Annotated in this window: 10 protein-coding genes; 5 read left to right on the top strand and 5 right to left on the bottom strand. The window is 37.7% G+C overall.

What is annotated here, in order from left to right:
- Nucleotides 1-35 precede the first annotated feature (35 nt).
- Nucleotides 36-2,678, top strand: coding sequence for a valine--tRNA ligase (locus IGK96_RS11745; protein ID WP_085443180.1), 2,643 nt, complete (start codon nt 36-38; stop codon nt 2,676-2,678).
- Nucleotides 2,679-2,724: 46 nt separating this feature from the next.
- Here IGK96_RS11745 and IGK96_RS11740 read toward each other — a convergent pair whose 3' ends face one another.
- Both IGK96_RS11740 and IGK96_RS11735 read right to left on the bottom strand, forming a co-directional pair.
- A complete protein-coding gene (locus IGK96_RS11740) occupies nt 2,725-3,324 on the bottom strand; it encodes a TVP38/TMEM64 family protein (RefSeq protein ID WP_002355114.1) in 600 nt (199 codons plus the stop codon).
- Entirely contained in the window at nt 3,317-5,881 is a 2,565-nt protein-coding gene (locus IGK96_RS11735; RefSeq protein ID WP_085443181.1) for a YfhO family protein, read from the bottom strand. The genes IGK96_RS11740 and IGK96_RS11735 overlap by 8 nt, the downstream gene beginning before the upstream one ends.
- Nucleotides 5,882-6,129: 248 nt before the next feature.
- Here IGK96_RS11735 and IGK96_RS11730 point away from each other — a divergent pair, with 248 nt between their 5' ends.
- The 4 genes from IGK96_RS11730 (at nt 6,130) to IGK96_RS11715 (ending at nt 9,203) form a co-directional block, all read left to right on the top strand.
- A complete protein-coding gene (locus IGK96_RS11730; RefSeq protein ID WP_113851323.1) occupies nt 6,130-7,452 on the top strand; it encodes a bifunctional folylpolyglutamate synthase/dihydrofolate synthase in 1,323 nt (440 codons plus the stop codon).
- Nucleotides 7,436-8,095, top strand: a complete 660-nt coding sequence (locus tag IGK96_RS11725) for an HAD family hydrolase (protein ID WP_002390719.1) — start codon at nt 7,436-7,438, stop codon at nt 8,093-8,095. The genes IGK96_RS11730 and IGK96_RS11725 overlap by 17 nt, the downstream gene beginning before the upstream one ends.
- 55 nt (nt 8,096-8,150) lie before the next feature.
- The gene (radC, locus tag IGK96_RS11720; protein WP_002368326.1) at nt 8,151-8,849 is read left to right on the top strand and encodes a RadC family protein; all 699 of its coding nucleotides are present in this window, start codon (nt 8,151-8,153) and stop codon (nt 8,847-8,849) included.
- 153 nt (nt 8,850-9,002) lie between these two features.
- The gene (locus IGK96_RS11715; protein WP_002355121.1) at nt 9,003-9,203 is read left to right on the top strand and encodes a cold-shock protein; all 201 of its coding nucleotides are present in this window, start codon (nt 9,003-9,005) and stop codon (nt 9,201-9,203) included.
- A 105-nt stretch (nt 9,204-9,308) separates the two neighbouring features.
- Here IGK96_RS11715 and rnjA read toward each other — a convergent pair whose 3' ends face one another.
- The 3 genes from rnjA to IGK96_RS11700 form a co-directional block, all read right to left on the bottom strand.
- Entirely contained in the window at nt 9,309-10,994 is a 1,686-nt protein-coding gene (gene rnjA, locus IGK96_RS11710; protein WP_002355122.1) for a ribonuclease J1, read from the bottom strand.
- A gap of 1 nt (nt 10,995) precedes the next feature.
- Nucleotides 10,996-11,208, bottom strand: a complete 213-nt coding sequence (locus tag IGK96_RS11705; RefSeq protein WP_002355123.1) for a DNA-directed RNA polymerase subunit epsilon — start codon at nt 11,206-11,208, stop codon at nt 10,996-10,998.
- Between the two features lie 304 nt (nt 11,209-11,512).
- Nucleotides 11,513-11,899, bottom strand: a complete 387-nt coding sequence (locus IGK96_RS11700; RefSeq protein WP_002355126.1) for a YbaN family protein — start codon at nt 11,897-11,899, stop codon at nt 11,513-11,515.
- Nucleotides 11,900-12,124 lie beyond the last annotated feature (225 nt).

The raw sequence follows: 12,124 nt of genomic DNA, 5'->3' as shown, positions 1-12,124 counted from the left end.
TCCAAATCGCGTATTTTAAGAAAGAAGGGGAAAAAATGTCAGAAGAAAAAAACTTACCAACGAAATATCAACCGACAGAAATCGAAGCTGGCCGTTATCAAAAATGGCTAGATCAAGATTTATTTAAACCAAGTGGCGACAAAAAAGCGAAGCCCTATTCAATTGTTATTCCACCACCTAATGTAACAGGGAAGCTACACTTAGGGCATGCTTGGGATACAACATTACAAGATATGATTATCCGCCAAAAAAGAATGCAAGGCTTTGATACGTTATGGCTGCCAGGAATGGACCATGCCGGAATTGCCACGCAAGCAAAAGTAGAAGAGAAACTAGCACAACAAGGAATTTCACGTTACGACTTAGGTCGTGAAAAATTTGTTGATCAAGTGTGGGAATGGAAAGAAGAATATGCTTCTCACATTCGTGAACAGTGGGCAAAAATGGGCCTTTCTTTAGATTACAGCCGTGAACGTTTTACTTTAGATGAAGGGCTATCTGAGGCCGTTCGTAAAGTGTTTGTCTCTCTTTACGAGAAAGATTTGATTTACCGTGGTGAATATATCATTAACTGGGATCCGAAAGCGAAAACAGCATTGTCTGATATCGAAGTAATCCATAAAGATATTGAAGGAGCTTTTTACCATATGAGCTACCCATTATCAGATGGTTCTGGCGTTGTTGAAATTGCGACAACGCGTCCTGAAACAATGTTGGGAGATACGGCGATTGCGGTCCATCCAGAAGATGAACGGTATCAGGAACTTATTGGTAAGACAGTTGTCTTGCCATTAGTCGATAAAGAAATTCCAATTATTGCAGATGACTATGTAGATATGGAATTTGGAACAGGGGTTGTAAAAATCACACCTGCCCATGATCCAAATGACTTTGAAGTCGGTAATCGTCATGACTTACCTCGAGTAAATGTTATGAACGAAGACGGCACGATGAATGAACTGGCTGGAAAATACGAAGGAATGGATCGTTTTGCCGCACGTAAAGCGATTGTCTCTGACTTGAAAGAACTAGGTCGCTTAATTAAGATCGAAACAATGAATCACAGCGTGGGTCATTCAGAACGAACAGGTGTTGTCGTGGAACCACGTTTATCGACCCAATGGTTTGTAAAAATGGGCCCATTAGCTGAAAAAGCAATGAAAAATCAAGAAACAGAAGACGCTGTTGAATTTTATCCACCACGCTTCAATCAAACATTTTTACGTTGGATGGAAAATGTACATGATTGGGTTATTTCGCGACAATTATGGTGGGGCCATCAAATTCCTGCTTGGTATCACAAAGAAACGGGCGAGATGTATGTTGGGATGGAAGAGCCAGCCGACAGTGAAAACTGGGTTCAAGATAGTGACGTCTTAGATACATGGTTTAGTTCTGCTTTATGGCCATTTTCAACGATGGGTTGGCCAGATGAAGCAAGCGAAGATTATCAACGTTACTTCCCAACAAGCACATTAGTTACTGGCTATGATATTATTGCCTTTTGGGTAAGTCGTATGATTTTCCAAAGCTTAGAGTTTACAGGCGAACGTCCCTTCCAAAATGTCTTAATTCACGGCTTAATTCGTGATGAGCAAGGACGCAAAATGAGTAAATCATTGGGGAATGGGATTGATCCAATGGATGTCATCGAAAAATATGGCGCAGATGCGTTACGTTGGTTCTTATCAAATGGTTCAGCTCCAGGTCAAGATGTTCGTTTTAGTTATGAAAAAATGGATGCTTCTTGGAACTTTATCAATAAGATTTGGAATGCAAGTCGTTTCGTTATTATGAATGTAGAAGGTATGACTGCTGCAGATATTGACTTTAGTGGTGAAAAGACTGTCGCTGATCGTTGGATTTTAACGCGCTTAAACGAAACAGTCGCCCGTGTGACAGAATTATTTGATCGCTTTGAATTCGGTGAAGCAGGTCGCCAATTATACAACTTCATCTGGGATGATTTCTGTGATTGGTATATTGAAATGAGTAAAGAAATTCTTTACGGAGAAAATGAAGCAGCTAAACAAACAACACGGAGCATCTTGGTGTACACATTGGATCAAATCTTACGCTTATTGCATCCAATTATGCCGTTTGTAACAGAAGAAATTTGGGAAAAAATTCCGCATCAAGGTGAGTCATTGGTTGTGGCGGAGTACCCAGTTGTTCATGAAGAATTTAACGATGAAGCAGCAGCTCGAGGAATGGAAGTTCTGAAAGAAGTTATTCGTTCGGTTCGGAATATTCGAGCAGAAGTGAATACACCACTTTCTAAACCAATTACTTTGTTAATTAAAACAAACGATACAGAAGTAGAAGAATTTTTAACAGCTAATACTAGCTACTTAGAACGCTTCTGTAACCCAGAGGAATTAGTCATCAGTCGTGAAATAGAAGCGCCAGAATTAGCCATGTCCGCTGTATTAACAGGCGCAGAACTATTCCTACCATTAGCTGGGTTGATTAATATCGAGGAAGAAATTGCTCGCTTAGAAAAAGAATTAGACAAATGGACAAAAGAAGTCAAACGTGTGCAAGGCAAACTTTCAAATGAACGTTTTGTGTCAAATGCACCAGATGAGGTCGTGGAAGCAGAACGTGCAAAAGAAAAGGACTACCTTGAAAAACAAGAGGCTGTCAAAGAACGGATTGCCCAATTACGTTCAATCTAAAAAAGAAAAGACAACAAAACCAAACGTTGGTTTTGTTGTCTTTTTGTTATAATTTGCCAAATAATTGAAACAAATACAACATTAAGTAGCTGTAAGTAGCCACAGACCAGAATTTCAATAAAAGAACAATTTTCATGAATTCTTTTAAAGAAATATCTGTAATTCCCGCCACTAAACAAACAATATCATCTGGAGCGAAGGGGACTAACATAGTAAAGATTAAGAGCTTTTTGACATTGTGTTCATTTTTGTCTAAAATCTCTTCAAATTTTTTGTATTTATTGGGTGAAAGGATTATTTTTACAAAGCTACGTCCATAGTAACGAACCAGTAAAAAGCCAATAAACTCACCAATAATCAATCCAAGATAGCTATACAAAAGGCCTTGCAAATTGCCAAACATCAACATTCCTGCAACAGAAGAGATTCCTCCAGGTAGAATAGGAATAATCACTTGGACGATTTGTAAAAGAATAAAACACAGAACCGCATAGTTACCAAACTGTTTAATAAAAGCTTGCAAGGAAGCAACAGAATGAAAAATTCCTCTGGAATATCCCCATAAAATTAAGCCAAAGAAAAGCACCAGTCCAACTAGGGGTAACCACCGAATGAGTCCATTTAAAAATTTTTTCTGATTAGTCATGAGTGGCCTCCTGACGTTTTCGACGGTATTTTTTAAAGCCAAGATAACCAGCCGTTCCCAGTAAAATCGTTCCGCTGACGGCAGTGCCGAGATAAATCATTCTTGGATGATAGGCAAAGGTTAACTGCTGTTTGCCAGCTGGGACTTCAACAGCTAAAAAGCCACCTAGAATGCGTTGTGTTTTTAAGGGTTCTTTTTGTAGCGACGATTTGACTTGCCAATCTTGGTCATAAGGAATGGACGTATACAGTAACTGAGTATCATTTCCAGGTACATTCAGTGCGCCATTTAAATGGCCTTTTTTAGTTGCATTCACGTGAAGAGCTTGTTGGCGTAATTTGTCAACCGCACGATTAAAGGCTGTTTGGTCTAAAGTTTGAAGTTGCCAATTGGTTAAATCAACCACTTGTTCAGCAGTTAGTGATAGGGTCACGGTAGTTCCTTTTTCAAAATGCCCTAAATTGAACAGTTGATTGGTTGCAATATAAATCGGCGTCGAGATAACTTGTTGGTTTACCTTCAATTGTGTAACTTTTTTCCATTTTAAATTCGGAATATAAAGATGCAAGTCACCAGTGCTATTCACTTTAAAGGTTGCTTCAATTGTTTCGTTGGTATGATGAGGTTCATTTATCAACGAAGCTGTTTTAAAGTAAGGTTTATCCGTCGGCACGAGCGTTTGCAGGAGTTCTTCTTGGGCATCTAAAGGATTATTTTTTGCTAATTTTAACTTGGTTAATGCGGTTGGCGCCAAAAAGCCCATACCGATCGCTTCATCATTTTCCATGATTTTCGTGGAACCAACTGTTTTTAGCAATTTTTCACTCGTAGGTTTTTCAATTGGTAAAAAGTCATATTTCACATTTAAAAGTAAATTGGTTAGTTGTGAATTATCCACATAGGCAATCCGGCGATCATTTTTTCGATATAAACCTAGCGCACTTAATGTGTCTTGGGTAGTGGCAGTTAAAGTCGAAGTATAGCTAGAAACGCCAGCATAGCCATAAAGTAAAGGATTATTGTAGCCGTTATTGATTTCACGGAACCCTGTTTCTTTGGAAGGAATGACTTGTTTCATGCGATAAAGTTCTGGTGCTGAGGCCATTTTTTCATCGATTAATTGGCTGTGTTTTCGGTAATCTTGGGCAAATGTTGCTTGGCTACCAAAGGGCATATGTTTAAAAGAAATCCAGAAATTCGTTGTTAATTCTGTGCTGACCAGTAAGAATAAAGCCACGACTACATAGTTTCTTAAGGCCTTTTTGTGTGCTAAACGCAAGCAAACGAAAATCAACCAAATAAAAAGTAAACTTAGCCATAAATAATTGATCGAAATTAAGAGATTCTTTTGTGGACCATAATACAAAGATCCGTAGCCAATGACTAACAGCAGACTAAAAATAATAGGTGCGGACCAAGGAATGGTCACTCTTGTAAGCCAAGCTTCATAGGCAAAGACAATCAATAAAAAGCTAAAGATAAAGACATTTCGGTAAGGGAACCCAGCTGGGCTTTGAAACATGTGCCAGACAGTATTAAAGGCTTCTAACCAAAAGCTTAAAAAGAGAATGAATAAAAGAATCGCTGAAGCTATTCTTTCTTTTAACGCAATTTGTTTCGTTTGAAAATAGGCAACACAGAGGAGTGTCACAAATAATCCAGCAAAAACGGTTGGTAAATGGTCTAAACGCAACTCATAATTAATAGAACCTAAGCCTAATTGCGAGAAAAACGAAGTGTTAAACTTAGGCGTTAAAAAGAACGTCGAGACATCAAAATCTGCTTTTTTTGTATAGAGCATCCCTTCTGCTGCAGGTAATAATAAAAAGCTAGTTGCAGTTCCTGTTAAAAAAGAAACGAGGAAGAATAACGGACTTTGTTTAAAAAATTGCCGAATAGCATGGGCTTGGGTATTCTTTTTAAAGAACCAATAGATACTGTACAAAACAGCAAAGAGACAAATCATATAACCCATGTAGTAATTCGTCACAATCGCTAAAAATAGGGTGATACTGTATAAGCCCCATTTGCGTTGATCCCATAAACGTTGGAGTCCCAATAAGATAAGCGGGAATAGAATCAGTGCATCCAACCACATAAAGTTTTGGCTATAGACGGTGACAAAGCCACAGAAACTATAGGACGTTGAAAAAAGTAACGTGGTGCCATCAACTTTTTGATAGGTGTATTTTAAATAGCTAAACATCGTAGTACCCATCAAGGCAAGTTTTAAGGTAATAATCCATAAAATTGCTATAGGTAATTGTTCATAAGGAAAAAAGAAAGCCAACACATTAAAAGGGCTCAGTAAGTAATAGGCTGCCAAAGGAACAATCGACTCACCAATCTCATTGGAAAAAGAGTAGAATGTAGTTATTCCCTCGTGAAAAGAGCGTTTTAAAAAACTCAAGAAAGGCATGTATTGTGTGCCTAAATCACTAACTAATAAGTTGTTGTCACCAAAAGGCGCAAGTTGTAATGTCATCCATACAAGCAACAGAAGTAAAAACGGCAAGAAAAAACTTCCTAACCATAAAAGCTTCGATTTGTTTTTCATCAAAATAAGTCCACCTTTATAAAAAAATCATGAATAAGCGTGTTGAACGCTCTAAAAATAGTTTTTAATTGGCTGGCTGGAATGAACCATCCAGAATGTTAGTTTACCATAAGTTCATTAATGTATCCGCTAATAACGCAAAATTATGAAAAATGCAAAAAGTTTTCAAGAAAAAGTTTCAATTGGTTATTAGTGAAAAAGTCACCTAACTTAGTTATAATGTAGAAGAAGACAAGGAGTTGGACAAGATGCAATTAACAATAGAAGAAGCCATTGAATGGATTCATAGCCGGTTACCCTTTGGTTCAAGACCTGGTTTGGATCGGATTAATGCGTTATTAGAAAAAATTGATCATCCAGAAAACAAAGTGCCAACGATTCATATCGCAGGAACCAATGGTAAAGGCTCAACCGTGACATATTTACGCTGTCTATTAGAAGAAATGGGCTTGAAAGTCGGAACCTTTACCTCTCCTTATATTGAATCATTTAATGAAAGAATTGCGATAAATGGTCAACCAATTTCAGACGAACAATTGATTACCTATGTGGAAAAGTATCAACCAATCATTAAAGAATTAGACCAGATCACTGAAGTGGCTGGAATTACAGAATTCGAAACATTGACAGGAATGGCCTTGGACTATTTCGTGAATGAACAAGTGGATATCGCCGTTGTTGAAGTTGGCTTAGGTGGATTACTTGATAGCACCAATGTCGTGAAGCCATTATTGACGGGAATTACGACAATTGGGAAGGATCACACAGAAATTTTAGGTGAAACAATTGCTGAAATTGCCTATCAAAAAGCGGGTATTATTAAAGAAAAAGTCCCAGTAGTAACAGGCAATATTTGTGCTGATGCGCTAGCAGTCATTGAAAAAGTCGCACAAGAAATACAGAGTCCAATTTTTCGTTTTGGCAAAGAGTATCAAGTGGAATATCTACATCCTGATGCACAATGGGGGGAAATATTTAATTTCTATGGAGAAATGGGCAAACTGACAAAAATTAAAGTTCCCTTGTTGGGGCGTCACCAAGTAGAAAACGCGGCGGTAGCTATTCAATTATTTGACAAGTATTGCCAACTACAACATTTGCCGTTTAAAGAACGAGACATTACTCAAGGGTTAGCTAAAGCGCAATGGCCAGCTCGAATGGAACGTCTTAGTGATGAACCGTTGATTGTTTTAGATGGTGCCCACAATGATCATGCAGTAAAACGCTTAGTTGAAAACTTGCGCAAAGAGTTTCCACAACACACGATTCATATTTTATTTTCAGCTTTAGCAACTAAAGATGTGGATGAGATGATTCAGGACTTAAAGCAAGTACCGAATGCGCATCTTTACTTAACTAGCTTTGATTACCCTAAAGCTATTGCACTTACAGAAATGGAAAAATATGAAGACGATTTAACAGAAATTGTGTCTTTATGGCAATTTGGCTTAGGCGAAATTTTAGAAAAAATGTCGACAGATGATTTATTATTAGTAACAGGTTCATTATATTTTGTTTCTCAAGTAAGAGAATTACTTTTAACTATAGGAGGAAATGATGAAGAAATTTGATGGCGTAATTTTTGATATGGATGGGTTGCTTTTTGATACGGAGTTGATTTACTATACATCTACTCAAAAAGTAGCAGATGCAATGGGGTTACCTTATAGTAAAGAAGTCTATTTAGACTATGTTGGGATTTCCGATGAAGAAGTACAAGAGAATTACCGACGTATTTATGCATCCTATGGTCACGACACAGTGGAAGAATTTATCCGCCGTTCTTATGATGATACCCTGCAAGAGTTTCGATCTGGTAACGTCCCTTTAAAACCAGGGGTGGTGGAATTCCTCGACTTTTTAGATGATCAAAAAATTCCTCGATTAGTTGCCTCAAGTAACGTCCGTCCAGCAATTGAAATGTTATTAAGCCATGCTGGGATTCAGGATCGTTTTGTAGGGATCGTTTCAGCAGAGGATGTTAAACGAGCAAAACCGGACCCAGAAATTTTTCAAAAAGCTCGTCAACTTTTAGGAACAGAAGCCCCGAAAACCTTGATTTTCGAAGACTCATTTCATGGGGTAAGTGCGGCTCATAGTGCGGGCATTCCAGTGATCATGGTACCTGATTTATTGCAACCAACTGAAGTTATCCAAGAGAAAACATTATATGTCTTGGAGAGTTTACATCAAGCGCCACATTATTTAAAATAATAAAAACAACACTCCTTTGCGTAGTTTATTAATGACTAGCAAAGGAGGTTTTTTTATGCAAGTATCGGATCTATTTATTCGCGAGATGCCGAGTGATTGTTTACCACGAGAACGGCTCTTAGCGATAGGAGAAAAAGCATTATCAAATCAAGAGTTGTTGGCGATTCTGTTACGAACTGGCTCAAAAGAAGCAGACGTGATGACTGTTGCCGCAACGCTGTTAAAACAGTTTAAGCAACTTTCTTATTTGCAGCAAGCCACATTGAACGAGTTAATGGCTATTAGAGGCATTGGCCAAGTGAAAGCCATTGAATTACGTGCGGCCATTGAATTGGGGTGTCGAATTTATCAAAGTAGTCAAATCAAATTTGGCAAAGTTACGTCCAGTCAACAAGTCGCTCAACGATTACTCCAAGAGATGAAGGGGCTGCAACAAGAACATTTAATTTGTATTTACTTGAATACTAAGAATGACATTATTCAACAGAAAACGATTTTCAAAGGATCACTGAATCAAAGTATTGCTCATCCACGCGAAATTTTTCGGGAAGCGGTTAAATATTCTTCTGCTCGCATACTATTAGCTCATAATCATCCATCTGGCAATCCGACACCGTCTCCACAAGATATTCAATTTACCAAACGAATGGAAGAATGTGGCGAAATGATGGGGATTCAATTGTTGGATCATATTATTGTTGGTGATAGCGGATACATTAGTTTGAGAGAAGAGAATTTTTTTGCTTCAGAATGAGGACAATTCTTGCAAAAATATTTTATCACGTGTAAAATGAAAGGGTAATCTTGTTTGGAATTATGTAGACTTTTTAAATTTTTTTAAATATTCTATTGGAAGCGAGCAAAGTTACGACTATTTATGTGCAAATGCACGAGGAGGAACAAAAGAATGGAACAAGGAACAGTAAAATGGTTTAACGCAGAAAAAGGTTTTGGGTTTATCTCACGCGAAGACGGAAGCGACGTATTCGTACACTTCTCAGCTATCCAAGGTGATGGTTTCAAAACTTTAGAAGAAGGTCAAGCAGTGACTTTTGATGTTGAAGATTCAGACCGTGGCCCTCAAGCAGTTAACGTAGAAAAAAACTAATAAAAAATAATCCAAAAACACCTAACGCATGTTAGGTGTTTTTTTGTTAGAAAAAATAGAGAAGAAAAATGGACAAACATTTTTCTTCTCTATTAAATGAGAGCTTTATTGATCACTAACCGTGGCAGTCATAATCATTGGCAGAATCATTGGATGACGTTCTGTTTGTTCAAACAAGAAAGGCTGTAAAGCGGTCGTCATGGCTTCGCCTAATTTTGCTTCGGTACAGTTTTTATCTTTCATTGCTTCACGTAGAGCATTGAATAAAAGACGTTGGCCTTCATGAATCATATCACCAGACTCACGCATGTAGACAAAACCACGGGAAAGAATGTCTGGACCAGCCATAATTTCTTTATTTTTAATATCAACCGTTGCTACCGCTAAAACTAAACCTTCTTCAGATAAGATACGACGATCCCGTAAAACAACATTCCCGATATCGCCGACACCATTTCCATCAACGTACACGTCATTAGCGTTGAAGTGACCAGCAGGACGTGCGCTATCAGCCGTTAAAGCTAAGACATCGCCGTTGCCCATGATAAAGCAATTTTCTTCAGGAACCCCTGTATCTTGAGCGAGCGAAGCATGGATTTTTAACATTCTAAATTCACCATGAACAGGCATGAAATATTTAGGCTTCATCAAGCGAAGCATTAATTTTTGCTCTTCTTGTCCACCGTGACCAGAAGTATGGATATTATTGATTTTTCCGTGGATAACTTCTGCACCGGCTTCAGATAATAAGTTGATTAAACGGTTAACGCTTGTCGTATTCCCAGGAATTGGTGAACTTGAGAAAACAACCGTATCGCCTGGTTGAATACTAATTTGGCGGTGTGTACCGTTAGCAATCCGACTAAGCGCGGCCATAGGTTCTCCTTGAGAGCCAGTACATAAAATCATTGTTTCATTTGCTGGCAATTGATTCAGTTCCGCCGCATCGACAAACGTTCCTTTTGGCACTTTGATGTAGCCTAAGCGTTCGCCATTGACAATGGCATTTTCCATGCTACGACCAAAAACAGCAATTTTGCGACCGGTTTTCACGGCTGCATCAGCAGCTTGTTGTAAACGGAAAATGTTTGAAGCAAAACTGGCAAAGATAATCCGACCATCAATTTTTTCAAAGATTTTTAAAATAGAGGTCCCAATTGTTTTTTCGGATTTTGTAAAGGTGGGTATTTCAGCATTGGTACTGTCTGAAAGAAGACAAAGGACGCCTTCTTCACCTAATTTCGCCATTCTGTGTAAGTTGGCTGGCTCACCAACGGGTGTAAAGTCAAACTTAAAGTCACCTGTTGCGACAATGTTACCAGAAGGCGTTTTAACCACAACGCCCAAGGCATCAGGAATACTGTGAGTCGTCCGGAAAAAACTAATCGCTGTTTTTCTAAAACGAATCACCGTATCTTCATTAATTTCGTGTAATTCCGCTTCTCGCAATAAACCATGTTCATCTAGTTTGTTGGTAATTAAAGCCAAGGCTAGTGGTCCCGCATAGATTGGGATATTCGCTTGACGTAAAAGATAAGGAACGCCACCAATATGGTCTTCATGACCGTGGGTAATAACGAGTGCTTTGACTTTATGCAAATTTTGAACGATGTAGCTATAATCTGGAATCACGTAGTCAATCCCAAGTAAATCATCTTCTGGGAATTTGATCCCAGCATCAATAATGATAATTTCATCTTGGAATTGTACCCCATATGTGTTTTTTCCAATTTCGCCTAAACCACCGATTGCAAAAACGCCAGTTTCGTTATTTTTTATGTTTACTTTCATGTTAAAACTCCGTTAGAGTGAAGTCCGCATGTTCTTGCTCGTAAGCAAGATGTTTTTCGTCTAATAATTGAACGTATTCAATATTGTATGGGGTATTTTCTTCAACTAATTGACGCACGATTACATCGCTATCGGCTTCCATGTAAAGAGATTTTGTGTCTTCTCTTTTTGGGTTTCTGATTTTTGTTTCTTGATAGTATACTTTGTAAATCATCGATTCATTTCTCCTTCAGCTACTAATAGTAGCAATTTATAGTTTTTTTCATTTTAAGACAGAAAATTAAACACAACAAAACGAGGTGCTGATCACCTAAAAAAGAATGCTCATCAAAAACATCTGTTAATGATGAAATGAAGCCTCGACTTTGCTTCATTCTGGGTATTTGATTTTATGTGTTCTTTTTCAACCGTCCCGTGTGTTGTGAATAACAACAATTAAGCTTATTTTATCATAGAATGATAAGGAAGTATAGAAACACTCACTGGACTTTTAAAAAAAACAAACTTCTTGTTTCGCCTTATTCTTGATCAAGTTCGAGTGCCTTTTTTTTAGGACGCCAATACCAACTTAAGCCAATCACGTGAGCTAAATAAACAATCGCTAAAGTCGTAGTCATCAACGTATTTCGGACAATTAAACACGGAATGGCAAATAAAAGAAACATGGAAATAAATAGTTTCCATTTGCCTTTACGAGTAATTTTTTTCTCAAAGAAGGCTTCTTGGATATATTTTTGATAATAAGAAGAAGCTAAAAATTTGTTATAAAGTTTATCTGAACTACGCATCCAAAAAAAGGCCGTTAATAAATAAAAACCAGTGGTGGGTAAAAGCGGCAAAAAGATTCCTAACGTGCCTAAAGCAAACGTACAGGAACCGAGAAAAATGAAGAATAATTTTTTCATTCAAAGGGTCCTTTCAGTTTTTCCCAATTATGGCACAATCAAAAGGAAGTAGCAATTTTAATCGTATAAGTAAATCATTAAAATTATCTATTTTTTAGAAAATCTAAAAGAGAAAGGATAGAAAGAGAAAGGCTGTTTTTTCTAGCCAGACAGCTTGTATTACCGATTTCTTTTTGATACAGTGGGAGTACTAGAAAATTTAAAGTAAGATAAGAAGGAGATGAT

The organism is Enterococcus sp. DIV0682, assembly GCF_051712685.1.
In the GTDB taxonomy this organism is placed as follows: Bacteria; Bacillota; Bacilli; order Lactobacillales; family Enterococcaceae; genus Enterococcus; species Enterococcus faecalis.
The sequence above is the reverse complement of the archived record's forward strand: the minus strand, read 5'-3'. Positions and strand labels throughout refer to the sequence as shown.